The following is a 26,284-nucleotide window of genomic DNA, read 5'->3' as shown; positions in this document are numbered from 1 at the left end:
TAGCCATGTGGCTGCTCTATTGGAAGCTTAACGTGGTATAGGGTAGGCAATGATCATCTTTTTCTTTGTAAGGGTTAGGTGTGAAAGTGGTGCTCTAGGTTGATTATTTGATTTTTTCATCTTCATCAGCAAGTGGATCCACCCAATCTTCTCTATCCCATTCACGCGGTTTTCCTACCTCACTTGGGAAAGATCTAAAAAAGGTTACTAGTAAAGCAACTGGTAGAGCTAAAATTGCTATAAGAGGTTCTATTTCAAAAGAATCTCTTTTTCCTTGCAAGTAAAGGATGTATTCCGAGCTGTGATAAGAGATAAAGAGGCCAATTGTCATTCCGACAATGTTTGTAATTTTTCGCATCAGTATCCTCCAAATTATGGATACTTTCATTGTAAATGTTCATCAATCGATTGTCTATAAGCTTGGTGAGGAGGGGAAGCAGCGCTCATAAAGAGCAAACGAAAATTACTTCTCAATATGCTGATACCGATATGATGGGCGTCGTATACCACGCAAACTACTTGAGTTTATTAGATGACCGGCAACAAAAACAAAGATCTTTCAAAAGTTAATTTCGATGTATTAAAAAAGAGTATTATTGAAGAAGCGAAGCTATTCATAGACTTTGTAAAAACGCTCCGCTTTAGAGAAAAATCAAATTATGAAATTTGCTAGAGCAATAAGTACTATTCGAATAAATATGAGTTCGAAACATTGAAAAAGCAAAGCCCGTCCCTTGTTTTTTTACAGGCGCGGGCTTTTTATTATACGAAAAGTTATTTAACTGGAGACATTACTCCAATAATTTGTCTAGTTCTTTTTTGACGATGGTGGCCTCGGAGCCTAGGACGATTTGTACGTTGTTTTTGTCGATTTTGATGACGCCGTGGGCACCTGTTTGCTTAATGCGATCGACGTCTACGACTTCTGTATCATGGAGTTCGAGACGAAGGCGCGTCATGCAGTTATCATTCGTGATAACGTTTTCTTTTCCGCCGATAAATTGCAATACTTTCTTGGCCATGTACTCGTGATTGGAATGGGACAACTTCAACTCTTTCTCGTCCTCTGAAGATTGTTCGCCAAAGTCCAGCTCTTTTTCTCGGCCAATAAGGGGGATGTCCTTTTTAACAATCATAAAATAAAACGTGAAATAGTACAGTGCAAAAAAGGCAAGGCCAACTGGAATGATGAGCAACCCTCGATCTGCGAGGTTCAAGTTTAAGACGAAGTCAATGACACCGGCTCCCCATGAAAATCCGTGCCTGATTTGCAACAGATAAAGCACAGCTCCTGCCAGCCCAGTGTATACCGCATGCATAAAGTACAACAGCGGAGATGTAAACAAGAATGTAAATTCCACTGGTTCTGTAATCCCTGTAATAAAAGAGGTTCCGGCACCTGAAGCCATTAAAGACTTCGTTTCTTCTTTCTTTTTCTTCGCAGCCCGGGTAATGGCGAGAGCGATGGCCGGTACACCGAACATCATCGTGATAAAAAATCCGCCGATAAAGTATCCGGCTGTAGGGTCGCCGCTTAAAAAGCGGGTGATTTCACCATTCACAATTTCTCCAGAAGGCGTCTCATATTCCCCCAAGCCAAAATAGACGTACGTATTTACAACATGGTGCAAACCAAATGGCAGTAAGAAGCGGTTTAAGAATCCAAATATGAACACGCCTAGCGCGCCAAGCCCCATCAACGTTTTACTGAACGTATCAATACCGGACTGTGCGTATGGCCAAATTAATGACATCAGTCCAGCTACTGGAATCATCGTAAAGATAATAACCGTAATAGGGAATTTTTCTCCGCTGAAAAAGGCCAGCATACTTGGTAGCTTTGTATCTTTAAACTTATTATAGATGAAGGCTGCGATTAAACCAGCCAATACGCCTCCGAATACGCTCATATTGAGCTCTGGGTCCATAATTGTTAATCCTTCTTTTAAGACAAGAATGGCCAGAAAACCTGTGAGTGCCGGTATTCCTTTATCCTTTGTTTTTGCAAGCCCCATCGCAATTCCGATCGCAATCAGCGCATCCATCTGAGCCAAAATGACACCGGATGCTTGGAATAGAGGGATGTCCAGCAAATCCTCGGCACTTAATCGAAGGAGCAGTCCGGCAATTGGCAAAGCAACAATTGGTATCAGCAGCGATTTTCCAAACTTCTGCAAAAAGCTTTTCATCATAGAAGCCTCCCTATCGTCCATAGTATTTAGATCGATTGATACGTGACCAGTTGAATATCTTTACGTGACCGAACACGTGTAACGATTTCCTCATCAGTTAAAAATTCCAGTTCGTCCACTCTTGGGAAGGTAAACGAAGAGCTAGCCAGAAGTTCCTTGTCTAAATAGGCCGGATGAGACATGACTTCAACCGAATCATGGTTTTTAAACAGATTGTCTAGCGCCTCATCATCTTTTAACGTCGTTTCAATCAAATAAGAGAAGGAATCCGTTGTTTTGATTCCTTTCCGCTTCAGTTCCGCTGCAGTTTTCTCCCCCATATTGTTTCGTACCGGTAGTCGATACTCTTTGGCAAGCGTCAAAAATACGTCGGGGATGCTGCCAAAGGAATTGACGTGATGGTGGCTGTCTAAGTGCGTCGGTTCCAGGCCGTAGGACAGAAACGCTTCGATCTGCGTTTTCCACTCAGCATAAACCTCGTCGTAATCAATCGTGAACGCTCCTTTATAGAAATCGAGTTTACGGAAGTTTCCTTGAACATCCACGATCGTTTTGTGGGTACGAAGGAGAGGCCTGCCGCAAGTCAGTACAAGATGAACGCCAATTCCCAAGTCAGGGAATTGGTCGGCCAGCTCGGCTGCGTGGTCCGCTCCTGGCATGTTTGTCATCAATGTCGTTGAAGTTAAAATACCTAAACGGTGCGCATCCACAATTCCGAAATTAACGCCTCTTGAATAGCCGAAATCATCCGCGTTAATAATTAATTTTTTCATAGCCGTTCATCCTTTTCTTCTCTTAAATTTAGTAAAGGTCTACGAACTTTATTTTAGGTCTGGCCAGTATTCTTTGTTGGCAGCAATGAGATCGTCTAATACTGCTTTGGCTGTAGATACATTAATAACAGTACGGTTTAAAGTAAGGGCTTGTAGCAGTTTCTGGTAGCTCTTCTCAAAGTATGCGTCCACTACCAATTTTTCATAAGCGAATTGGCTCTCTAGCAAACCTTTATAAAAAGTAGGAATAGCGCCTACTACGAATGGTTGGGCGCCGTTGCTCGTTAAAAGAGCTGGCACTTCGACCATGGCGTCTGCCGGTAAGTTGGAGATAATGCCGCGATTCTCTACCATCACAATGAATCGTTTGCTCAAGTTGTAAGCTAGCGATTCAGCGGCTTTAATCATAAACACGCCGTGGATATCGACATGGAGGTCCGCGCCAGCAGCTGTGCCATTTTGGATGATTTCGTCGCAAAGATCATGGATGCGTTTTTGGCGGCCTTCGATCACTTGTCTTGCCCTAGTGCGGTTCGGGTTTTCTTTCGCCGCCATTTTGTCAGGATACAAATAATATTGTAAGTACGTATTAGGGAGAAACTCTGGAAAATCAATGAGCATTTGCCGAGCCATCGCAAACGTCTCCTGCCATGATTTGTCATTGGCGATTTCTTTATCTTCTGGTTTGAAACCATTATGAATAATAAGTTGCTTTAATCGTTCCGTATGGTCGGTACCGCTTTTGTCGTATATTTTCGTAAACCAGCCAAAGTGATTAAGGCCAAAATATTCAGGGACGAGCTCCCATACGTCCAGACCAAGAATTTTCGCGTAGCTGATCATAATTGCAATTGGCATGTCGCAAATATTCAGCAAGCGTGTATCTGTCGGAAATTCCCGCTTTAATGCCTCAGCCACAATGGCGGCCGGGTTTGTATAGTTTAAAATCCAAGCATTCGGAGAATGGCGGCGGATGTCTTTTACGAGCTCAATCATATCCCTAATCGAACGCAGCCCGTAAGCCATTCCCCCGGGACCGCATGTTTCTTGACCGACAACGCCGTGCTTTAATGAAATTTGTTCATCCTGCTCTCTCATGGCTAAGCCGCCTGTACGAATTTGAACGAATACGAAGTCTGCATCCTTAAAAGCTTCTTTTTTGTCGGTTGTATAAGAGAATGACGTCAATTCAGGATAGCGTTCCTTGAAAAGAATCTCCGTTGCTTTGGCTGTACGTTCCTGACGTTTTGCATCAATGTCATAAAAAACCAATTCTTTTAGCGGAAAGCGTTCCTTCTCTTCAATTAAGCTCATCATCATTCCCATCGTGTAAGTGCTTCCACTTCCGGCAATAACCAATCGCTGTCTTTTCATGTTAGCTCCTCCTCGCGTGGTTGCTTGTCTTATAATTCTGTTATAGCACCATGGTGATACAAAATCAATACTAATCTTGTATTAAAGTTGTATTATTTATTTGGCGCAACCAATTTAAGCGTATAATTGACAAACAAATGAATGCTTCAGTTAGGAGACAATATTCCTGATTGAATAGGCGTTTTCAGGTATGCTGCGAGTGGAAAGATAGAAGTTTAAACGGAAAAGATGAAAACAAAATGATTTTTAGGTATAGTTGTATTTAAGACAATACAAATTAAAGATAGAAAAACGGAGGTATTTTTTTCTTGGCTATTCACTCTCCTCTATATAAACAAGTAGCGGAAAAAATTAAAAAGGATATTTTTGCATTAAAATTAAAAAAAGATGAAGCCATTCCTTCCGAGAATAAATTGGTAGAGAAGTATCAAGTCAGCAGAGTTACAATACGGCAGGCGATTAAACTTCTGGTCGAGGAGGGGATTTTATACAGCATCAGGGGTTCCGGCACATATGTAAAAACGGGGAAAATCGAGCAGGACATCTATCGCTTACAAGGCTTTACCGAAGAGATGATTTATTTAAACAAACAGCCTGCTAACGAAATTCTTGATTTTTCCATGCAAGAACCAACTGGGAAAGTGAGAGAAACATTACAACTGGAAGACGGAGAAAAGGTATTTTTTATTCGAAGATTGCGGCTAGCTGATGGCGAACCTCTCATTTTGGAGGAGACGTATATGCCAGTTTCGCTGTTTCCTGACCTATCCGTCGAAGTAATGACCCGTTCTAAATATGCCTACGTGGAAAAGAAAGGGTACCGTATTAAGGAAAGACAGGGGGAGATCTTCCCGTTGCTGCCGGATGAACAGCTTAAGCAAACGTTGAAGCTGGAAGAAGGAGAGCTCGTATTGTTCATGGATCTATGGGCTTATTTCGAAAACGATACGATTTTTGAATACACGAAATTATACTTTAGGAGTGAGAAATACACGTTTAAGTTCACTTCAAAACGAATCTGAATGTTATCCCTTCACACGCTTTGCGAAAGGGGATTTCTCTTTTCAAAAGGTGATTATGAAAGGGTGAATGGATGCTGCGTGGTGCGATTGTATTCTGATAACGTGGTACTGGAGCAAAACTAAATAGTATGTTGACAGGCCACGCAGCAAACCGAATGACTGTAATAAAAGAGAATAGTTCGTTTTTACGTATTTTTTTGTGTTTGCTTACTCATTGTCCACTTTCCTGAAATGGCTGATAACATAAGCCAAGGCTCAATAATTAAATTAATCAACATATGAGCAACGATTGGGGCAAACGTACTTCTTCCTGACATAATGTACAGTGTTGCCAAAAAACACCCTAAAATTGTAGTTGAAATAATGACAGGCAAGACTATTTTCATGTCACGTCTTAAAATTCCCCAAGCCCCATGGGCGAAGCCAAATGCCGCTCCTGAAAGTATGATTTGCAGAACATCAGAAACATGGAGAGACTGTAAGAAATCCATCAATAGATGTCTAAACAAGACTTCCTCGACTATACCTGTAGCCAATGCTGCCCACACTCCAATGATTTTAAGCCAGGACATGTGAAAAAGGTGTGCTCTAACAAAGGGTAAGGCAATGATTGTATAGACAACATAACCTAATACAATGATGAAGGTGAATAGCCATACGTAAAAGTCTGCAAATACACCTTCGTGAATCCCCATCCTTGTTTCGATAAAGCGCTTAGGGTTTCCTATAAACCAAAAAAGAATACTGGTGGTTAACAATAGAGAGGTACTAGCCAAAATCCAACCCGTTTTTACTCTATCATGATGTGTAGTTAAATTAGACAACCTATCATTCCTCACTTTCAGCTATTTTCTTCACTCATTATAGTTTTCCGGTATTACAAATACTATTGTCTGGAGTCATGAAGTCTCTGTTAAAAAATTGACTAAAGTCACTCGTTACTCAAACGGTCTTTTCCGACTATCATCATGTATGGCTGTAACGTCTTCAAAAACGCGACTTCTCCGTAAAATGCCGGCATGTTAAAAAAGGTGCAAGCCTTCATGGCTGCTGTGCACCTTTCATTGTTTATCTGTTTAAGCTATTGTGGCTTAAAACTCGAACTATTGCATGAACCGATTGGGCCACAGTATTTAATAGACTGAAAGAAAAAATAAAATAGCTATAGCTGAGGTTGTGTTAGGTCAGGTTTGCATAGATTGACTGTTTAAAGGGAATACGTCAACAGTGTATATAAAAAAGACTATTCTTTTTTTGTTTAATAAGAGCGCTCTTTTATAAATAGAACAATGGGCATGGGTCTATATAGATGTTTATTCGACAGGGTGATGCGTATTAGGGTCTAAAGTCTTGTGTCTATAGATTTAGATGATATCTTAAAAAAAGTAGTTAAGGATACACTTGTAAAAACCAAGCCTCTTGAGCGCTGATCCATGTGAAACCGGTTTAATCAGCTAGGGAAATGGACTCTCTTATTTTTCTGTCCTAATATGATAGAATTAAAAATCCATGAAAAGAGGTGAAGAGGTTGAAGGGAAAGTCGTTCATTGTTGTTGCACTCCTATTTAGCACATTTTTTATTTTCTTGGAATCATATGCTTCTGCTTATACTGTCCAAACAGGGACAGTGATCACAAATACGAGTTTAAATGTACGCGAGAACCCTAGCAATGATGCTCCTGTAATTGGCCAGTTGCAGTCAGGAGCCAAGATAGAGTACGTGGATGTTGGCTATGACTGGGTTCGAATTACATACAACGGAAAAGCCGGATATCTTAACAGCCTTTTTATTAAGGGAAACCGGCCAACCAGCCAAGCAACGGGTCATCAAGCAGAGAGCCATCAAACAACGAGCCATCAACCACCTGCTGTTTCTGGTGTGAACGTTGGTAAGGTAACAGCAAAAAACGGTCTGATCGTTCGTGCACAAGCAAGCACTAATTCCGCAATGCTTGGGAAAATTGATTATGGTTCAATGGTCGAGTATCGAATCTCAACGGATGGTTGGGGCCAAATTACGTATAATGGGCAACGGGCGTTTATTGATACCTCGTATTTATCTGGTTCTACTAGCAATGAAAGTATATCTGGATCGACCAGTAATGAAAGCAAAACTGTCGACCAGCAAGCAGCTGTAACAGGAACCATTTCCCGTGTTGTCATTGATCCTGGGCATGGCGGTAGAGACCCTGGCGCGAAAGGAAATGGGCTAATCGAAAAAAACATTACGCTCTTGTTCGCTAAACAAATAAAAAAATCTTTACAAGAGAATGGTATAGAGGTTTATTTAACAAGGTCTAGCGATGAGTATGTTTATTTACAAGAACGGGCTAATATCGCTGATTCGTTCCAAGCAGATCTTTTTCTGAGCATTCACGCAAATGCCCATGAAAATTCGCTTATAGGAGGCATGGAAATTCATTCGTTTGCGCCAAGCAACATAGCCGTAAAACTAGAAAATCAGTTCCGTGACTTGCCAAACGCTGTTTACCGAGGCCATTATGACTCGAATTTTTATGTACTTAGAAATACCTCAACTCCGTCACTCTTAATTGAATTAGGGTACGTGTCCAACCAAGCAGATGCTGCACTGTTGCAGTCACAACAATTTCAAATTCAAGTTGGCGAGGCAGTAAGGCGTGCATTGCAACATTAAATTGTTTCGCCACAAGCCTTTAGGAAGTTTGACGCATCTATAAATATAGATGCGTTTCTTTTTGCCTTTTTTCAGGAGTGACTGTAAACGTTCATGCAAACAAAACCGTGGAATGGGTGAAAGTTAGTTATTTAAATCACTAATTCCAGGGCTGTGTTCATTCGGCATTTCAGGAAATTGTGGAACAGGGAAACCTTCTGGAGGAGGAGTGACTGAAAATGCGCCTTCGTTTCTGCTCGGGGACTTCCCTTGAAGAATTTCTCCAATTCGGGTTTCGTCTAATCTGAAATTGAACTGGATGTTATGGTAGCCCATATCAACAAATTTTCGGCATTCTGGATATTTATTAATGTCGTAATTTGGGATAGGGAATAATTTGCCCCATTCTACGCCAAGTGTTTCAAGTGCTTTCGCAAATGCATTTTGATGGGCATTATCTCGAACAATTAGAAATCCAAGTGTTTCTCTAAAGGTTGCATTGGAACTCATTTCATAAATGCGAGTTTTTTGGAGCACGCCTGTGGATTCCAATACAACGTTATTGAGCATATCCGCTGCTAAGTTTCCATGGCTGTACACCCACGAGCCATTCCATGGGTTCCCGGATGCGTCAAAAGGAAGAGAAGCTTGGGCACCTATAATATAGTGGTGGGGATTGGCATCTTGTAAGGCCGTATCGAGAGGAGCATGATTGGGGGCTTGATTTCCTACTCCTGCTTCCCCTGATTCGTCAAGCAATGCATTAATGGTCGTTTGGACGAGCTCTACATGGGCAATTTCTTCTAGGAAAACGCCTCGCAACAAATCACGATATTGTTTATCCTTCCCTCTGAAATTGGACCCTTGGAAGAAATATTGCATCATCGTGCGCATTTCTCCATAATGCCCTCCGAGGATTTCTTGAAGGACTTTAGCTGCCGCTGGATCCGGTTTATCAGGCTTAATGATGTTAATTAATTCTTCTTTGTAATAATACAAAGGTATTCCTCCTTATCGGATCATCGTTAACTGCTTTTTTAGTTTGAACAAATGATTTCCAAATATACACTAAATCTACAACCGTTTTTTACGCTTAAATGCTGAAGTTGTCCAAAGCTAATAAAAGTTCAGGGGGGATATTGTCTTAGAGGAGGCAATTGTTCTTAAAAAACATGAGAGTGGAAATGAAAAAGGAACACGGACGTCTTAGGAGAGAGAAAAACGCCCGTCTGTTGTTGCTGATTTTGCGGAAAGTGAAGGTAGAGATGATACAACAACATCAAAACCATTTCCTATATGAGGAGAAATCATCCGTAAGAATAAGAAACATTAAGTCATTTGTGCTTCACGTTCGAAATGTGCAGCGAGCCATGTGCCTTCGCTCATAAACAGTTTAAGGACATGTTCACGGCTTGTTGGCGCCTCTTCGATCCATTTCTGCAGCATGCGGACGATAGGTTCTTTATCCTGATAATATTGAATAAAAACATCGGACTGTTCATCAAGTTTTGTCGTCCAAACTTGAGAGCGGGCCATCACCATTGAATAGTATGTGCGAATAAGCTTGCGGGCGAAATTTTTCGAAAGTTTTTCAAATTCTTCTGTGGGGGCTGACTGTAACCGGTCAATGGTTCGGTCGTAAACATCACCAATGTCACCATTAAAGCTTATGGCGATCTCTGCAGTAAGTTTGTAGGGGCCGAAGCAGTCTCGAAGATCGGTTCCGTAAATACAAACACAGAGTTCTTTTAGAAAAGCCTGTTCGTAATAATTGATTGGGTTCATCACGTGATCGAGATCTGCAACTGCTATACCAATATCGCGGATTAAATAGCGGTATGTTTCAGACAGTGTCGTTGAGAGTTTTTTTACTTTCATTTTCTCACTAGCATTTAGTCTACTATTGAACACAGCTAAAAGATCCAGGTCTGACTTAATCGCGATCGCATCTCCTCTTGCGACGCTGCCATAAACATAGACACTGTGTAATTGATTTGGAAATAAGCGAGATATTTGTTCTACAGAGTGTTGAATGCATGGCTCGTATACTTCGGGAATTTTATGTATGGAGACATCACTTGAAATATAGCCATTGTCGTCGAGTCCATACCCTGCTTGCAAATACGTCATTTTATGTCCTCCTTTTCCCTTTACTATACCAAAAACGATTACTGGTTGCTTTTATTTTTATCATAAAACGCTAACGGCCTTCTCCCAAAGGCTGCATCGCTCATACAGCCTGGGCGTATCAAAAAACGCAATCGAATGTGGAACAAGCCGCAGGAGGATCGGTTAGCTGAGAGGAAATAGTTGGTCAGTCCACTTGTGTGAAGGTCATATCCTATTAGAAAAGGAGCAGCTACAGCTGGGCGCAGGTTTACTAAAAAGATGAGAACTAGTATGGATGGTATTCGTCTGGACGGTTGTTGTCTTTTCGAAAGGCAAGCCAAGCCGTTTTGAAGGATGCGTATAATCCTACTGCCCCATTGCCGTATAGGAAACCCATAAATAGGCCCGCTGACAAGCTGTGGCGATGGCTGACAAATATGGAAAGTAATAAGCCGGCTATTGTGGCAAGCGTTGGCAAATAGCGGTGTTTGATTGGCGTCATAAACTTTATTATTTGGATAAATAGGACAATGCCTGGTATGGCAATGACTCCGTCCCATATGTTTGTATGGATAATTGGAAAGTCCAAAAGGATGCCGCCTTTCTTTTTTGCATGTGTAGACGATGAACGAATCATTTTAGTGTGCGGCAATTGTCTCATTTTATGCGATTCTTACTGGGCGAACATGCTTTAGAGCACTCTTTTTAGCAAATAAAGCAGCCATAAGTTCGTATGTAGGCAACGCGAAAAGCGCGCTGTTTTTTGTCTGTTTTGGTAATATGGTATAGTGTTAGCGAGATGGAAAGAAGGGATAAGGGAGAATGGCAGAAACGGTTGATATTTTAGCTTGCGGCGCCCACCCAGACGATATTGAAATCGGCATGGGGGGAACGGTTGCAACTTACATACAAAAAGGGTACAACGTCGCTTTTCTTACTTTAACGCTTGCTGAGTTGTCGTCGAATGGCGATATAGCGAGCCGGCAGCAGGAAGCAAAAGCAGCTGCAGAACAATTAGGAGTGCGCGCACGTTATCAATTGGAATTGCCTGATAGGGGACTAACGTACATAGGCGAGGAAAAACTGGAGGAAGTGGTTGACATTATCCGCTTGACAAGGCCAACGCTCGTCTTTATGCCGGCGGCTGACCGCCATCCCGATCACGGTCAGTGTGGGGCTCTAATCAAAGAAGCCATTTTTAATGCGGGCATTCGCCGTTACGGCAATGGTGAACCCCATAAAGTAAAAGCAGCGTACAGCTATTTTATTAATGGCTTTGCCAAGCCTGACTTTGTTGTTGATGTAACAGATAACCATTCAGCTAAAGTGGCGGCACTTCAAGCATACAAAAGCCAATTTGTTGCACAAGGCGGAGTGCAGACGCCATTAACTGATGGTTATATTGAAGCAGTGATTGCGAGAGATCGTTTGTTTGGCAAAGAAGTAGGGGTGGCATTAGCTGAAGGGTTTGTTGCCGAGAAGCCACTTGTGATGGCAAATTTATTAGAAGGGTGCGGGCGCTGACGTGGAAAAATTGCGAATTGGCATTAGCTGTTACCCAACAGTCGGAGGATCAGGCGTGGTGGCGACAGAACTAGGAAAACAACTGGCCTCTCGGGGGCATGAAGTCCATTTTATTACGACGGAAATCCCCTTCCGCCTTGATGATAAAGTTTACCCAAACATTTTTTTTCATCAAGTTGAAGTCAACCAATACGCTGTATTTAAACATCCGCCCCATGACTTGAGTGCGGCCAGCAAGATTGCTGAAGTGATCTTAACTCATGATCTTGATTTGCTCCATGTCCATTATGCTGTACCCCATGCGATTTGTGCGATTCTTGCACGGGAGATGAGTGGTAAAGACATAAAGATCATGACGACGCTCCACGGTACAGATATTACCGTACTTGGATTTGAGCCGTCTTTGCGACCGCTTATTCGCTATGGGATTGAACAGTCAGACATTGTCACAGCTGTGTCCTATGATCTGGCCCGGCAAACAAACGAGTTAGTACGTACTGATAAGCCGATTCAGACCGTTTATAACTTTATTGACGAACAAGTGTATTATCCAAAACAAGTGGAACAATTGCGGGCGTGTTACGGCCTTTCGGAAACGGATGATATCATCATCCATATTTCGAATTTCAGACCAGTGAAACGGATTATGGACGTGTTGAAAACATTTCAACTCATTGTTAAAAGCAGAGATGCGAAGTTGCTTTTAATCGGCAATGGGCCAGAATTGCCGATTGCAAGGCAGTTTGTGGAAGAAAACGACTTGACAAACGATGTCCTCATGCTAGGCAACCAAAAGCATGTGGCGGAATTGTTGTCTATGAGCGATTTAATGTTGTTGTTAAGCGAAAAAGAAAGTTTTGGTTTAGTGGCGCTTGAAGCGATGGCATGCGGTGTGCCAGTGATCGCAACAAACATTGGCGGCATCCCGGAAGTTGTTGAAGATGAAGAAACTGGTTATTTATGCTCCCTTGGGAACATTGAGGAGGCAGCTGCAAAAGCGATTTCCTTATTGGCAGATGATCAAAAGCGCCAAGCCTTTAAACGAGCGGCACTTAATCGAGTAAAGCAATCGTTTGATTCGCAGCACATCGTTAGTCAATATGAGCATTTATATGAAGCCATGCTTAAAGAGGAGCGGTTATGAGCATTTGGATGGAAGGATTTAAAGCCGTTCGCACGTTAAACGCCGCCGGTTTCGAAGCCTACATTGTCGGCGGAGCTGTTCGCGACTATTTGCTTGGCAAGGATGTCGACGACGTTGACATTGCGACGCAAGCATCCCCTCATCAAGTTGCCGACATCTTTACTAAAGGCGTGCACATTAACCAGGAACACAAGACGGTGCTTATTCCCGGAGAAAAAGGCCCAATCGAAATAACGACATATAAAGGCGAGACACTTGCCGAAGATTTGCAAAAACGCGATTTTACGATTAACGCACTAGCAATGACGGAAACGAGAGAGGTCATTGACCCTTATGGAGGCAGACAGGATTTACAAAAACGCCTATTACGTTCATATGATGCTCAAAAGCGTTTAAGCGAAGACCCTTTGCGAATGTTGCGGGCGGCGCGGTTTATTAGTTCATTAGGCTTTGAGGCTGATCGGCAATTGGTAAAGGAAACAACTGTACAAAAAGCAGCTTTGCAACGTTGCGCTCGTGAACGGGTCGTCGTTGAACTGGAAAAACTGTTAAAAGGAATGGAGAAAGAAGCGGCGTTTGCATTTTTACAGGAGACAGGCGCCATTCACCGCCTTCCAGGCATTCAAATTACTGACAGCCAATTAGCTGAACTGATGCGACTGCCAAAACAACAGTGGGACAGTGGCGACAGAGCTTGGCTTGAATTTGCGATTTGCACAGGCGGACCAAGCAGCATTGCGGCTTTGCCATTGCCGAAAAAGCGAAAACAGCTAGTGGCAGCCGGAATAAAGGCGTTTGAATATCGGCAAACACAACAGCGCTGGAGCGACTGGCAGCTGTACATTTCCGGTTTGGCGATCGCTATGCAAATCGAAGAGATTCGTGCTGGGCGCCAATTGCCGAGCATCCAGAAAGAAGAATTGGCTGAACAGTGGTCTGCCTTACCGATAAAAGCAAAAAGCGATTTGGCGATTACAGGCCGTGACTTGCTTCATGTAAAAGTTGCGCCAGGCCCGTGGATGAAGGAGGCGCTACAAGCAGCAGAAAAGGCCGTTGTGACAAAAAAGTGCCCAAATGAAAAGGCGGCGATTTTGGCATTTTTAACGATGAGGGAGGATGGAAAATGAAAGGACAGTTATTGGCGCTGCTTCAGTCAGGTGTTTACATTTCTGGCGAGGAAATGAGCCGTAAGCTCGGCGTTTCCCGTACAGCCGTGTGGAAGCAGCTGTCTGCGCTGCGAGAACAAGGCTACGAGCTTGAATCAGCACCGAAGAAGGGCTATCGATTGCTCTCTTCTCCAGACACTTTGCTTGCGCATGATATCGAAGCACATTTACAAACAAAAACGCTTGGGCGAAACATCCACAGTTATGATTCGGTCGCCTCTACTCAACCTCTTGCCCATGAAGAGGCAGCCCGCGAAGCCCGAGAAGGCACGCTTATTGTCGCCAATGAACAACAAGGGGCAAGGGGCAGGCTTGGACGCCAATGGCAATCTACGAAGGGGACAAGCCTGTCGATGAGCTTGCTTTTACGGCCAGACATTAGCGTTAGCCAAGCGCCGCAGTTAACGCTTTTGGCTGCGGTAGCCGTCACAAGGGCAATTGAGGCAGTAAGTGGGTTAGTTTGTGACATCAAGTGGCCAAATGATATTTTGTATGGCGGTAAAAAATTAGTAGGCATTTTGACGGAAATGGCTGCTGATCCTGACCGAGTGAACTATTGCATTGTCGGTATCGGCATCAATTGCAATCAGGAGAGCAATGATTTCGCAGAAACTTTAGCCGGAATCGCCACGTCGATTAAGCTGGAAACAGGCAATCCGGTTCAAAGGGCAAAGCTAGTAGCCGCTGTGATGAATGAATTTGAATGGCTGTACGATGAATATATAAAAAACGGATTTGCTGCGATTCGCCCGCTCTGGGAAGCGCGCTCAGTCAGCCTCCATACGAAACTGTCTGCTCGAACGCCTTCTCGGATTGTACAAGGCTATTCATTAGGCATTACCGATGACGGACGCTTGCGCATTCAAGACGAGGACGGGCAAGAACACTTGATTTATTCTGCAGACATTGAACTCGACAACTGATGGCAAACGTGTGCTATACTAGGTGCGCAAGGGCTGTATCTGCTAGAACGGCACCCAAAAGAGGTATGGGATTGTAACGTAACGAAAGCTTGCCTGGATCTTTCGGAGACCGGGACATAGCTTCACGTTGCCTTCGGCTCCTTGCACTAGGCGCAAGGAGTTTTGCCGTTTCATGCAGTTCAAAATTTGAACACATGAAACAGGAGGACCGATGTGAAAACAACAAAAACGTTTAAACAAATGAAGCGAGATGGTGAGCCGATTGCGATGCTTACGGCTTATGATGCTCCTTCTGCCCGCTTGGCAGAACGAGCTGGCGTAGACATGATCCTTGTCGGAGATTCCCTCGGAATGGTAGTGCTTGGTTACGACTCCACGGTTCCTGTAAGCGTTGATGATATGGTGTTGCATACGAAAGCAGTCAAACGTGGGGCGCCGAACACATTTGTTGTCACGGATATGCCGTTTTTAACGTACCATAGCTCCTTTTCTGAAACGGCTGGCCATGTGCGCAGGCTGTTGCAAGAGGCAGGAGCCGATGCGGTAAAGCTGGAAGGAGGCGCAGACATTGCCAGCACTGTGCAACGTCTAACGGCAGCGGGTGTGCCTGTCGTTGGCCATATCGGCTTGACGCCACAATCAGTCGGTGTTTTAGGCGGCTATCGCGTGCAAGGAAAGGCGCAAGAAGAAGGCGAACAATTGCTTGCTGACGCACAGGCATTGGAACAAGCAGGCGCGTTTGCCATTGTCGTTGAGTGTGTGCCAAAGCAGCTTGGTGCCCTGTTGGCTAAAGAAATCAACGTGCCGATTATTGGCATTGGCGCTGGAGCAGAGACAGATGGCCAAGTCCTTGTTTATCACGACGTGATTGGCTACGAGTCGGAACGAGTGGCGAAATTTGTCAAACAATATACGGCTGTATCGCCAATCATTGAGGAAGGGCTCGCTTCTTATGTCACCGATGTAAAACAACGGGCATTTCCTGAAGAAGCCCATACGTATACAACGAACGATACAGGCTGGTTGGCTGTGTATGGGGGCGACAAAAAATGATCGAAGTGCAAACAACAAGCCAGTTGCAAGAACAGTTGCAGGACGCACGTGAACAAGGGAAAACGATTGGCTTTGTGCCAACGATGGGTGCATTGCATGGCGGTCACCAGTCGTTGGTGCGTGCCTGTGCGCAAACATGCGACTTGGTCGTTGTCAGCATTTATGTGAACCCCCTGCAATTTGGCCCTCATGAGGACTATCATGAATACCCAAGACAATTGGAAAAAGACCGCGTGTTAGCAGAAGAGGCAGGGTGCGATGTGCTGTTTTGCCCAACGGATGAAGAAATATACCCCGATGGGTATACGCAAACGGTTCATGTGAAACAAGGTGCCAACGTGTTATGCGGCAAAAGCCGCCCTGGCCATTTTGATGGAGTAGCTACCGTTGTGTTGAAATTGTTTATGCTTGTTCAGCCTGATTTTGCCTTTTTTGGTGAAAAAGACGCGCAGCAAGTCGCCATTATTAAACAACTTGTTAAGGAGTTCTTCCTTCCTGTAACGATTGTGGCTTGTCCGACTGTTCGCGAAGACGACGGCTTGGCGAAGAGCTCCCGCAACGCCAATTTGACGCCAGCAGAACGCCAAGTCGCACCGAAGTTATATGCTGCCCTACGTGATGCAGCAAAGTCGCCGACAAGCCAACTAAGCGACCTTGTCCAACAAGTGCGGCAACATCTTGCTGCATTGCCTCTAGGCTGCATAGACTATGTCGAAGCGTATGAGTATCCATCCCTTAAAAAAGTTGAGCAAAGCGACGGCATTGTCATTTTGGCTCTCGCTTACCAATTTTCGAAAGCACGTTTAATTGACCACATCTTAATTGACATGAACAATCGCAACGGAGGGTTGAACGATGTATCGGACAATGATGAAAGCAAAATTGCATCGTGCACGGGTGACTGAATCAAATTTAAACTATGTGGGCAGCATCACCATAGATGAAGACCTCATGGATGCAGTTGATTTGCTTGAAAATGAAAAAGTACAAATTGTGAACAACAACAATGGTGAACGGTTTGAAACGTATGTCATTAAAGGGCCAAGAGGAGAAGGGGGCATCTGTTTAAATGGTGCCGCCGCGCGAAAAGTCCAACCTGGAGACGTCGTCATCATTTTGTCTTATGCGATGATGGAAAACGCAGAAGCCCTAGCCCATCAGCCGAAAGTGGCGATTTTGGATGAGAACAACCGAATTGTGGAAATGTTAGGCACAGAGCCAGCTTCTACCGTCCGTTAGCACGCATATTCCCTCCCCTGGTGATACACACTGAATGAAACAAGGCATTTTGCCAATAGGGGGAGGGATTTTTTTGCATTCATGGATTAACGAGTGGCAAGCACTTTACCAAAATATTTGGCAGTCGCCGACTAGCAAAAGCATGGATGATGTGATCGTGCTTGAACAGATGACGCAGCAAGTACTGGATGTTTGGGGAGCGATGGATGAGGCGTTGCACCAATTGCGGCAGCGGTTAAAAGAAGCGGCTCCAATGTTTGTGTACGAATCAAAAGGGACGATTCTGTTCGATGCCCATCAGTTTGAGGAAGCGCTTTGTTGTTTGAAAAACGAAGAGGCTGAAGGCGAAAGAGAAAATATTCGTCTGTTGTATATTGCCTATGCTTTCTTATACACGGAGAAATTTGAAGAAGCGAGAAGCGGCTTTTTATATGTATTGCAAGTATCTTTTGATCCGCTCGTCACCCACTTTGCTTACCTAGGCATTGGCATCATCGAAATGGTTGCCCGCCGAGCAGAAGAAGCGATATTGTTTTTAGAAAAAGCAAATTCATTAACAGACAACCCTGATGTCGTGTATAATTTAGGCATATGTTATTATTGGTTGGAAGCTTACGATAGTGCTGCAGCTTATTTTCACTCTTATACGCAAGTACGCGACGATGCCGATGCTTTGATGTTGCTTGGTCTTTCGCTTTATAAAGGTGGAATGGTTGAGGAAGCGCGTGGCGTATGGCTTGATTGCGCAGAGAACGTTGATTCGAGCGAAGCGCTTTTGGCGCTGGCAAAGCTAACTGAATGGTATGGCGAACATGAATTGGCATGCTACAGTTACGAACAGTTAATGTTTATTAACGGGAAAACGCCGGAGTTGCTTCATGGCTTTGCCTGGAACCAAGCATTGTCAGGAGATAGCCGTGCTGTTGATTTATTGTTCGAGCTTGGCAAGACAAGCCAGCAAGCGTATGAATCATGGTGCATGTTGCAGGCTGCCCAAGGAGGGTAAGGCTTCCGAATAGAGGTGTAAACGTGTCTCAATCGTTTGTTGTCATTGATTTGGAAACAACCGGAAACTCGCCAGATCAAGGCGCAAAAATGATACAAATTGGAGCTGTTAAGGTGGAAGGTTGCACGATTACGGATCGGTTCTCAACATTTGTGGATCCTGGTTGCAGCATTCCGCCTTTTATTACAGAATTAACAGGCATCACGGATAAAGATGTGGAGGGGGCGCCTGTTTTTCGAGAAATTGCAACCGATTTGCTTGCCTTTATGGAAGGCTCCAGTTTAGTTGCCCATAACGTGCCTTTTGATAAAGGCTTTTTAGAAGCGCAATTGGAAACAGAAGGATTAAGGCTTCCAAAATGTTGCCAATTTGATACCGTTGAACTTTCAAGGGTATTGTTGCCGACGCAGGAAAGCTACAAATTGTCAGAGCTATCAAGCAGCCTTGATATGGACCACGATCGACCCCATCGCGCTGATAGCGACGCAGAAATAACAGCAGAACTGTTTATTAAACTCTTACATAAACTAGAACGGCTGCCGCTTGTGACATTGCAATCATTAGAGCAAGTCGCAAAGGGATTGAAAAGCGACTGGGACGTATTAACGCGGCCGTTGATTCAAAAAAAATGGATGAAAGTAAACGAAGACGAAAGAGAATATGACTTGTTTCGGCAACTGGCGCTTAAGCGCGTGGCAGAGGAGAGCGAAAGCAGCGAGTCATCCGACCATAAACCGTTTGTTGAAGTAGAGGACGAGCTTTTTTCTAGTAGTGGCGCCATCGCCCGTGTCTTTGACTCATTTGAAGATCGTCCAGGGCAAAAGCAGATGATGAAAGAAGTTTACGCTGCGTTTGAAGAACACGCCCATGCGCTTATTGAAGCCGGTACCGGCACTGGGAAAACGTTGGCGTATTTAGTACCGAGCGCTTACTTTGCTTACTCCAAGAAAAAGCCAGTGGTGCTGTCGACCTATACGATTCCGTTGCAAGAGCAACTATTGCAACGAGATTTGCGCTTGCTTGCTTCCATTGTTCCTTTTCCACTACGTACGGCTGTCCTCAAAGGAAGGAGCCATTATCTCGATTTACGCAAATTTGAACAGGCGTTGCAACAGCTAGAAAACGACTCTTATGACGTTTGTTTAACGAAAGCCCAATTGCTTGTTTGGCTGCTTGAAACAGATTATGGCGATGTGGAAGAGTTAAATTTGACAACAGGAGGGCGCAGCTTTTGGCCAATGGTCCAAAGCGACCCCGAGTCTGATTTAGGCAAGTACAATCCGTGGTTTTCCCGGTGTTTTTACCATCGCTCTCGCCGGCAAGCGAAAAAAGCAGATTTAATTATTACGAACCATGCATTGCTGTTAACAGACGTTGTGCAAACTCATTCGGTTTTGCCCTCCTATAGCCACGCGGTCATTGATGAAGCCCATCATTTCCAAGAGGCGGCGAGCGCTTACTTTGGGCTAACGGCTAGTTTTTTATCGGTTAGTTTTGCCATTCAACGCATCGGTGATGACCATCACGAATACGGTGCCATCGCGCGTTTAGAAACGCTCGGGGAACAAATGAAGCAGCCGCTAGCGCTTGACGACGCAAAAGAAGGGCTTGTTCGCTTTCGAGAAGACACCGATGAACTGTTCCGAATGATCCACGTGTTTGCTTTAGACGCACAAGAAAGCAATGCGACAGATGTAGGGCGTATTAGTTATGTATATAAAAGCTTTTCAGAAGAAGGCATGCTTTGGCAAGCGATTCTTGAGTGCGCGATGCGCTTGCAGCTTCACGGCGAGCAAGTGCTGGCGGCTTTAAAGGCGGCTTATCAAGTAGTCGAGGAAAAAGTGGAAGCGGAATACGAAAGCCGTTCTCTTCTAGCTGATACACAAGGGGCAATTGCTGCTTTTGAGGAAACGGTACAATTGCTGTATGAGCTCCTCCTTGAATACGACGACAATTATGTTTACTGGATTGAAGTGGAGCCAAAAGGGGCAAAAAATGCTACTTATTTGTATGCAAAGCCGATTGAAGTCTCAGAAAGGCTGGCTGACCAATTTTTTGCCAAAAAGAAAAGCGTCGTTCTGACATCGGCGACTTTGACAGTCAACCAATCATTTGATTACCAAATTGACAGGCTAGGCTTAGTTGATTTTGGTGTGAAAACGAAACAAATTGAGTCTCCTTTTTCTTATGCGCAGCAAGCAAAATTGCTTATTCCTTATGATATTCCCGATGTCCGTGGCCCAGATGATGAGCTGTTTGCACAGGACATCGCCATTAAAATATGGCGAATTACGGAAGTGATGCAACGAAAAGCGCTTGTCCTCTTTACTTCTTATGATATGCTCAAAAAGGTATTTTATTATGTAAAGGACTTAAACGACGAAGGCAAATTGGCGTTAATTGGCCAAGGAGTGACCAGCGGTTCGCGGATGAGGCTGTTAAAGTTATTCAAACAAGCTGAGCAAAGGGCAGTGCTGTTTGGCACAAATAGCTTTTGGGAAGGAATCGACCTCCCAGGCAACGAGTTGGAGTGCCTCATTATTGTCAGGCTTCCATTTGCACCGCCGAATTTGCCATTAAACCGGGCACAAATGGAGCGAGCAAAAGCAGAGGGGAAAAACCCTTTTACTGATTTGGCTCTCCCTCAAGCAGTCATTCGTTTTAAACAAGGATTTGGGCGGTTAATTCGTACGAAAGGAGACAGAGGGCTCATCTTTGTTTTTGACCGGCGGATTGTAACAACCCGTTATGGTCGGACATTCATCGATTCGCTGCCGGATGTACCAGTATACGAAGGGAAGCTGGAAAGGTTGCTTGAAGATCACCTTGACTTTAGGGAGGAACAGTCGTGAAGACGATCATCAAAAATGCAAAAGTAATAACGATGAATGAAGCAAGGACGATACACGAGCATGGCTATGTCGTCATTGAAGACGGCGTATTTACGGCGATTGAGCACGGGGAGCCGGCAGAAGAGGCTGCAAAAGGAGCGAATGTAGTCAATGCTGATAAAAAATGGCTCATGCCAGGGCTAATCAACACGCACGGACATACAGGCATGTCTTTGTTCCGTGGCGTTAGCGATGACTTGCCTCTGTCTAAGTGGCTTGCAGAACACATTTGGCCACTGGAACAAAAACTTGACCAAAAAGCAGTAGAAGCAGCCCGCCTTTTAAGTATGGTGGAGATGATTGAATCTGGAACAACGACGTTTTTAGAAATGTACCATTTGCATCTGGACGATTTCGCTGCGGCGGTTGAAGAAGCAGGCATGCGGGCAACATTGATGCGGTCTGTGATCGGCCTCTGTTCAAAAGAAGAACAGGAAGAAAAATTAGCAGAATCTCTTGGGTTTGCAAGAAGATGGCATAAACAGGCAAATGGGCGGATTCAAACGATGCTCGCCCCTCACGCCCCGTATACATGCCCGCCTGATTACATCGAGCGCATTGTGGAAGCTGCTCGCCAAGAAGGTTTGCCTGTCCATATGCATCTTGCTGAAACAAGAAAAGAAATCCACGATTATATGGATGAATATGGAATGCATCCAGTTGAGCTTTTGCAAGAAAGAGATCTACTTAGCGGGACAGAATGGCTGTTTGCCCATGGCGTCCATATGCATGAGCAGCATTATGAACTGTTGGGCGCTCATCAAGCAGCTGTTTCCCACAATCCGAAAAGCAATTTGAAACTTGGCTCAGGCATTGCCCAAGTAGCAAGTATGCAAAAACATGGCATCGTTGTTTCCCTTGGCACGGATTCGGTTGCTTCCAATAACGCTCTCGACTTATTTGAAGAAATGCGCACAGCCGTGTTGCTGCAGCGGGGCATTAATGAACAAGCTGACATTGTCACGACATGGGAAGGATTGAATATGGCTACGTCCAACGGTGCGAAAGCATTGCGCTTTGCCAATCTAGGGACGATCGAAGTAGGTCAGCAAGCTGATTTTATTATGCTTAACCCTGAACAAGCCCACTTGCACCCAAGCAGCCAGGCTGTTTCCCATCTTGTCTTTGCCGCGAAAGGGTCTGATGTAACGGACGTGTATGTCCAAGGGGCGCCGTTAATGAAAGACAAGCAGTTGCTTACGCTAGACAAAGAGCGAATTTTAAAGGAAGCGAACGAACAGCTTCGCCGCTTGCAACAATGAACACGCGCAGTTAAAAAACGCTGCGGCGTCCGCAGCGTTTTGAGGTGTGGGTAGAAGGTTTTTAGTCAGTTTCAGCCTGCGTGTCTGCTCCTTGAGCAGAGGTTGCGACAAACATCGCCGGAAATGCGGTTTGTTTTAGTGTGAACGGCCAGACGTCTTCAATGGACTCATTGGCCCGACAAAGCAAAGCAGCTTTGTCTTTGTTCTGCTGAAACCACTCGGCTAAGCCATATTGATTCATTTAAAAACGCCCCCCTTCAACTGGCGTATCCTTAGTATGGCACGAAGGGTCGGGGCTATGTTTAGCAATGATTGTGGGTGAGTGTAGATATTGGCGTGTATAAACGAAGGAAGGGGCGTGTCGTTTTGGAGCGTTCAGATATGAAAATGAAAGTGTTGTCGACTGTGACAGTGGAGAAAACAGATGATTTTTATAAAGTAGTGGACCAACTAAATCGAACCTTAAAAGACAAGGGTTTGACATTTGGCTACGCGCTTGATGAAAAGGATCATTCAAAAATAACAATGACGATTTATGAAGTGTGAGTGGAAGCGAATGAAAAAAAAGCTAAGCATCATTTTTTCTGTTGTTTTACTTATTGTAATTGGGCTTGGGATTTACCTGTATACGGCGATTCGTAGTCCATTAACCGAGGGAGCAAAAGAAGCGACTGCTTTTGTGACGGAGCAACGGATGATGGCCGAAGTGGACGACGTGTCTTTTTACCATGGAGAAGAAAGCTATTGGATCGTATCTGGCACGAGCGATGAGGGAGAAGCCCTGTTTGCGTGGGTAAACGACGATCCCGAAAAACGGGAGTCAACGCTTGTGCTCCCTCAACATGCAGGTGTGCCTATAGAGGAAATGAAAGAAACCGTTGCCCAAGAATTAGGCGTTACCGCTTTTGATTCCGTGCGCCTTGGGTATGAAAACGGCCAAGCGGTTTATGAATTTACGTATACATCGGATACGCAAGGGAAATTATTTTATTACACCGCTTTTGAAACAGGCGAATATATGAAAAGCTTTAGTATTCGCACGAATTAATGCTAATTCATTCGCCAATTGACGGCGAAAAACAGATGAAGGTATAATAATGAAGTCTTTTTTAGAGAACGGAAAATGTCGTTTGGCAGGAGGAGTCACGAGTGAAAACAACAATCGCCCAAGTGGGACGTTATGTCAATGAACAAGTAACGATCGGCGCATGGATTGCTAACAAACGGTCAAGTGGAAAAATCGCATTTTTGCAACTGCGAGACGGGACAGGCTTCATTCAAGGAGTCGTCGTCAAAGCGGAAGTGCCTGAGGATGTATTTGCGTTAGCGAAATCGATCACGCAAGAAAGCTCTCTTTATGTTACAGGCACCGTTCGTGAAGATGAACGCTCGCCGTCAGGCTATGAGCTTTCGGTAGAACAGATCGAACTCATTCACCAAGCGACTGACTACCCGATCACACCAAAACAACATGGAACCGAGTTTTTAATGGATCACCGCCATTTATGGCTACGTTCAAAACGGCAACATGCAATTATGAAAATCCGCAGTCAAATCATTCGTTCGACGTATGACTTTTTCAGTGAGCGTGGCTTTACAAAGTTGGATTCGCCGATTTTAACAGGCAGCTCGCCTGAAGGGACGTCAGAGCTTTTCCATACAAAGTATTTTGATGAAGATGCGTACTTGTCCCAAAGCGGCCAACTTTACGCTGAAGCAGGAGCGATGGCGTTAGGGCGCGTTTTTACATTTGGCCCGACATTCCGCGCTGAAAAATCAAAAACACGACGCCATTTAATTGAGTTCTGGATGATTGAACCGGAAATGGCATTTGTGGAACACGAGGAAAGCTTAGAGATTCAAGAGCAGTATGTGGCCCACTTGGCCAAAGCTGTTCTTGACCATTGTCAACTGGAATTGAAGCAACTTGGCCGGGATGTAACGAAACTGGAAGCAATCAAAGCACCGTTTCCGCGGATCACCTATGATGAAGCGCTTGATTTGCTCAAAGAAAAAGGGTTTGATGACATTTCATGGGGCGATGATTTTGGCTCTCCGCATGAAACAGCGATTGCTGAGCATTTCGACAAACCGGTGTTTATTACACGTTACCCAAGGTCATTAAAGCCGTTTTACATGCAGCCTGCCCCTGATCGTGACGATGTTGTCCTTTGTGCAGACTTAATTGCTCCAGAAGGATATGGAGAAATCATTGGCGGGTCTGAACGGATTCATGATTACGATTTGCTTAAACAAGAACTGGAAAAGCACAATTTGCCGTTAGATGCGTATGGATGGTATTTGGATTTGCGTAAATACGGGTCTGTTCCCCATTCAGGCTTTGGCTTAGGGCTCGAACGTACGGTAGCGTGGCTGTCCGGTACGGAACATGTCAGGGAGACGATTCCGTTTCCACGGTTATTGAACCGCCTGTACCCATAAACAGAACGAGGCTGGCCTTGGAATTTTTCAAGCCGGCCTTTTGTTTTTTCCCAACCGTCCCTTAGCCCATGGTATACTATAGCTTCAAGAGGTGGTTTGAATGAATCAGCACGTATTTTTAAAATGGGCGCAGCAAAAGCATTTATCGATCCCTTCGCTGCTACTAGAACATTATACCGATCTACAACTAGACGAGTATGAATTCGTTGCTATTTTGCACATTCAGTCGTTTTTAGATGGAGGCGATGCGTTTCCAACTCCACAGTTATTAAGCGAACGCATGTCAATCAACCTCGATGATTGCGCCAAATTAATCGGTGCACTCGTGAAAAAAAAGCTGCTTGCCATTGAGAATCGCCTTGATGATACAGGGGTTTTTTATGAGAACTATACGCTTGAACCATTGTGGGCCGCGTTGATCCGTTTGCTCGAACAAAAAGGCAGAGACGTGCAGACAAAAACGCAAAAAAAGCAAGAAGGGGAGCTGTATCAACAGTTTGAACAGGAATTCGCCAGGCCGCTTTCCCCAATCGAGGCTGAAACATTGTCCATGTGGCTCGACGAAGACAAGCACTCGGCTGAATTAATTAGCGCCGCTTTGCGAGAAGCCGTTGTTTCTGGAAAGCTCAATTTCCGTTATATTGACCGAATTCTGTTTGAATGGAAGCGCAATAGCATTAAGACGGTAGAAGAGGCCAAAGCCCATAGTGAGCGGTTCCGTAAAAAAAGCACGTCTAAACCACGAAGAGAAACGGCCAATACGCAAGACATTCCTGGTTTTCATTGGCTCGAAAATTTATAAGGAGTTTCGCGATGTTGTCAAAAAAAGATACACAATATGCAATTGATCAAATGGGAGAGCTTTTTCCAGAAGCTGAATGCGAGCTAACCCATTCCAATCCGTTTGAGTTGTTAATTGCAGTTGTCCTTTCTGCTCAGTGTACTGATGCACTCGTCAACAAAGTAACACCGAAGTTGTTTGCCAAATATAAAACGCCAGAAGACTACGTGCAAGTCCCTTTAGAAGAACTACAAGAAGATATCCGTTCCATTGGCCTCTATCGAAACAAGGCAAAAAACATTAAAAAGTTGTCTCAGTCACTGCTTGAGCATTTTGATGGACAAGTGCCTAGAGAGAGGGAACAGCTTGAGTCCCTTGCTGGCGTCGGTAGAAAAACAGCAAATGTCGTGACAAGTGTCGCTTTTGGCGAGCCAGCCATTGCCGTTGACACCCATGTAGAGCGAGTCTCAAAACGCCTTGGCATTTGTCGTTGGAAAGACAATGTCCGCCAAGTTGAAGAGACGCTAATGAAAAAAATTAAAAAAGAAGATTGGTCCGATGCCCACCATCGACTGATTTTTTTTGGCCGTTACCATTGCAAAGCGCAAGCGCCGAAATGCCCGACATGTCCTCTGTTAGACATGTGTAGGGAAGGAAAAAAGCGCATGAAAAAAAGCATGGTTGAAGCATGAACAGACGGATGCGCTAAATTTGCAAATACGATAGAGAAAATAGAAAGGAAGACAGA

26 protein-coding genes are annotated in these 26,284 nt (G+C 44.4%); 17 read left to right on the top strand and 9 right to left on the bottom strand.

Annotated features, from left to right (window positions below):
• Positions 1 to 103: 103 nt before the first annotated feature.
• From V5G21_RS19920 to V5G21_RS19905, 4 genes are all read right to left on the bottom strand, one after another.
• Positions 104 to 358, bottom strand: a complete 255-nt coding sequence (locus tag V5G21_RS19920) for a hypothetical protein (protein ID WP_011246924.1) — start codon at positions 356 to 358, stop codon at positions 104 to 106.
• A gap of 433 nt (positions 359 to 791) precedes the next feature.
• On the bottom strand, positions 792 to 2,189 hold the full coding sequence (locus V5G21_RS19915) for a PTS transporter subunit EIIC (RefSeq protein ID WP_011246923.1): 1,398 nt from the start codon (positions 2,187 to 2,189) through the stop codon (positions 792 to 794).
• A 29-nt stretch (positions 2,190 to 2,218) separates the two neighbouring features.
• Positions 2,219 to 2,965 (bottom strand): chitin disaccharide deacetylase, encoded by a 747-nt coding sequence (gene chbG, locus V5G21_RS19910; protein ID WP_011246922.1) that lies wholly within the window; start codon positions 2,963 to 2,965, stop codon positions 2,219 to 2,221.
• Between the two features lie 48 nt (positions 2,966 to 3,013).
• Positions 3,014 to 4,339 carry a 6-phospho-alpha-glucosidase gene (locus V5G21_RS19905; RefSeq protein WP_011246921.1) on the bottom strand — a complete coding sequence of 442 codons (1,326 nt, stop codon included), beginning with the start codon at positions 4,337 to 4,339 and terminating at the stop codon, positions 3,014 to 3,016.
• Between the two features lie 308 nt (positions 4,340 to 4,647).
• Between V5G21_RS19905 and V5G21_RS19900 the strand changes: the two genes are divergently transcribed.
• On the top strand, positions 4,648 to 5,361 hold the full coding sequence (locus tag V5G21_RS19900; RefSeq protein WP_011246920.1) for a GntR family transcriptional regulator: 714 nt from the start codon (positions 4,648 to 4,650) through the stop codon (positions 5,359 to 5,361).
• Between the two features lie 185 nt (positions 5,362 to 5,546).
• Here V5G21_RS19900 and V5G21_RS19895 read toward each other — a convergent pair whose 3' ends face one another.
• Positions 5,547 to 6,185, bottom strand: coding sequence for a CPBP family intramembrane glutamic endopeptidase (locus V5G21_RS19895; protein WP_011246919.1), 639 nt, complete (start codon positions 6,183 to 6,185; stop codon positions 5,547 to 5,549).
• A gap of 704 nt (positions 6,186 to 6,889) precedes the next feature.
• On the opposite strand from V5G21_RS19895, the gene V5G21_RS19890 reads away from it, so the two are divergent.
• The gene (locus V5G21_RS19890) at positions 6,890 to 8,017 is read left to right on the top strand and encodes an N-acetylmuramoyl-L-alanine amidase (RefSeq protein ID WP_011246918.1); all 1,128 of its coding nucleotides are present in this window, start codon (positions 6,890 to 6,892) and stop codon (positions 8,015 to 8,017) included.
• A 123-nt stretch (positions 8,018 to 8,140) separates the two neighbouring features.
• Here the strand turns inward: V5G21_RS19890 and V5G21_RS19885 are convergent, their stop codons facing one another.
• The 3 genes from V5G21_RS19885 to V5G21_RS19875 form a co-directional block, all read right to left on the bottom strand.
• Positions 8,141 to 8,995, bottom strand: a complete 855-nt coding sequence (locus V5G21_RS19885) for a manganese catalase family protein (protein WP_011246917.1) — start codon at positions 8,993 to 8,995, stop codon at positions 8,141 to 8,143.
• Between the two features lie 330 nt (positions 8,996 to 9,325).
• On the bottom strand, positions 9,326 to 10,126 hold the full coding sequence (locus V5G21_RS19880; protein ID WP_011246916.1) for a nucleotidyltransferase domain-containing protein: 801 nt from the start codon (positions 10,124 to 10,126) through the stop codon (positions 9,326 to 9,328).
• A gap of 265 nt (positions 10,127 to 10,391) precedes the next feature.
• A complete protein-coding gene (locus V5G21_RS19875; protein ID WP_035201668.1) occupies positions 10,392 to 10,694 on the bottom strand; it encodes a hypothetical protein in 303 nt (100 codons plus the stop codon).
• Between the two features lie 233 nt (positions 10,695 to 10,927).
• On the opposite strand from V5G21_RS19875, the gene bshB1 reads away from it, so the two are divergent.
• The 10 genes from bshB1 (at position 10,928) to V5G21_RS19825 (ending at position 22,313) form a co-directional block, all read left to right on the top strand.
• A complete protein-coding gene (gene bshB1 / locus V5G21_RS19870; protein WP_011246914.1) occupies positions 10,928 to 11,629 on the top strand; it encodes a bacillithiol biosynthesis deacetylase BshB1 in 702 nt (233 codons plus the stop codon).
• Between the two features lies 1 nt (position 11,630).
• On the top strand, positions 11,631 to 12,773 hold the full coding sequence (gene bshA / locus V5G21_RS19865; protein WP_035201196.1) for an N-acetyl-alpha-D-glucosaminyl L-malate synthase BshA: 1,143 nt from the start codon (positions 11,631 to 11,633) through the stop codon (positions 12,771 to 12,773).
• Positions 12,770 to 13,900 (top strand): CCA tRNA nucleotidyltransferase, encoded by a 1,131-nt coding sequence (locus V5G21_RS19860; RefSeq protein ID WP_338465038.1) that lies wholly within the window; start codon positions 12,770 to 12,772, stop codon positions 13,898 to 13,900. The genes bshA and V5G21_RS19860 overlap by 4 nt, the downstream gene beginning before the upstream one ends.
• Entirely contained in the window at positions 13,897 to 14,862 is a 966-nt protein-coding gene (locus V5G21_RS19855) for a biotin--[acetyl-CoA-carboxylase] ligase (RefSeq protein ID WP_011246911.1), read from the top strand. The genes V5G21_RS19860 and V5G21_RS19855 overlap by 4 nt, the downstream gene beginning before the upstream one ends.
• 213 nt (positions 14,863 to 15,075) lie before the next feature.
• Positions 15,076 to 15,915, top strand: a complete 840-nt coding sequence (panB, locus tag V5G21_RS19850; RefSeq protein ID WP_095235868.1) for a 3-methyl-2-oxobutanoate hydroxymethyltransferase — start codon at positions 15,076 to 15,078, stop codon at positions 15,913 to 15,915.
• Positions 15,912 to 16,820 (top strand): pantoate--beta-alanine ligase, encoded by a 909-nt coding sequence (gene panC / locus V5G21_RS19845; protein WP_011246909.1) that lies wholly within the window; start codon positions 15,912 to 15,914, stop codon positions 16,818 to 16,820. Before panB ends, panC begins: the two co-directional genes overlap by 4 nt.
• Positions 16,771 to 17,154: an aspartate 1-decarboxylase gene (gene panD / locus V5G21_RS19840; protein WP_011246908.1), complete on the top strand. Its 384-nt coding sequence runs from the start codon at positions 16,771 to 16,773 to the stop codon at positions 17,152 to 17,154. Before panC ends, panD begins: the two co-directional genes overlap by 50 nt.
• A gap of 73 nt (positions 17,155 to 17,227) precedes the next feature.
• Positions 17,228 to 18,160, top strand: a complete 933-nt coding sequence (locus V5G21_RS19835; RefSeq protein ID WP_338465037.1) for a tetratricopeptide repeat protein — start codon at positions 17,228 to 17,230, stop codon at positions 18,158 to 18,160.
• A gap of 23 nt (positions 18,161 to 18,183) precedes the next feature.
• Positions 18,184 to 21,012 (top strand): ATP-dependent DNA helicase DinG, encoded by a 2,829-nt coding sequence (gene dinG / locus V5G21_RS19830; protein WP_095295312.1) that lies wholly within the window; start codon positions 18,184 to 18,186, stop codon positions 21,010 to 21,012.
• Positions 21,009 to 22,313, top strand: a complete 1,305-nt coding sequence (locus tag V5G21_RS19825; RefSeq protein WP_011246905.1) for an amidohydrolase family protein — start codon at positions 21,009 to 21,011, stop codon at positions 22,311 to 22,313. Before dinG ends, V5G21_RS19825 begins: the two co-directional genes overlap by 4 nt.
• A gap of 61 nt (positions 22,314 to 22,374) precedes the next feature.
• Here V5G21_RS19825 and V5G21_RS19820 read toward each other — a convergent pair whose 3' ends face one another.
• Positions 22,375 to 22,554, bottom strand: coding sequence for a hypothetical protein (locus V5G21_RS19820; RefSeq protein WP_035201187.1), 180 nt, complete (start codon positions 22,552 to 22,554; stop codon positions 22,375 to 22,377).
• Between the two features lie 125 nt (positions 22,555 to 22,679).
• Here V5G21_RS19820 and V5G21_RS19815 point away from each other — a divergent pair, with 125 nt between their 5' ends.
• From V5G21_RS19815 to nth, 5 genes are all read left to right on the top strand, one after another.
• Complete coding sequence (locus V5G21_RS19815) at positions 22,680 to 22,859, top strand: YpmA family protein (protein WP_011246904.1); 180 nt, start codon at positions 22,680 to 22,682, stop codon at positions 22,857 to 22,859.
• Between the two features lie 10 nt (positions 22,860 to 22,869).
• Entirely contained in the window at positions 22,870 to 23,361 is a 492-nt protein-coding gene (locus V5G21_RS19810; protein WP_063608396.1) for a DUF5590 domain-containing protein, read from the top strand.
• Between the two features lie 101 nt (positions 23,362 to 23,462).
• A complete protein-coding gene (gene asnS / locus V5G21_RS19805; protein WP_011246902.1) occupies positions 23,463 to 24,755 on the top strand; it encodes an asparagine--tRNA ligase in 1,293 nt (430 codons plus the stop codon).
• A 100-nt stretch (positions 24,756 to 24,855) separates the two neighbouring features.
• The gene (locus V5G21_RS19800; protein WP_011246901.1) at positions 24,856 to 25,557 is read left to right on the top strand and encodes a DnaD domain-containing protein; all 702 of its coding nucleotides are present in this window, start codon (positions 24,856 to 24,858) and stop codon (positions 25,555 to 25,557) included.
• A gap of 11 nt (positions 25,558 to 25,568) precedes the next feature.
• Complete coding sequence (gene nth, locus V5G21_RS19795; RefSeq protein ID WP_011246900.1) at positions 25,569 to 26,228, top strand: endonuclease III; 660 nt, start codon at positions 25,569 to 25,571, stop codon at positions 26,226 to 26,228.
• The last annotated feature ends 56 nt before the right edge of the window (positions 26,229 to 26,284 follow it).

The organism is Shouchella rhizosphaerae (assembly GCF_036700015.1).
Classification (GTDB): domain Bacteria; phylum Bacillota; class Bacilli; order Bacillales; family Bacillaceae_D; genus Shouchella; species Shouchella rhizosphaerae.
Note: the sequence above shows the minus strand (reverse complement) of the source record. Positions and strands in the feature narration are given on the sequence as shown.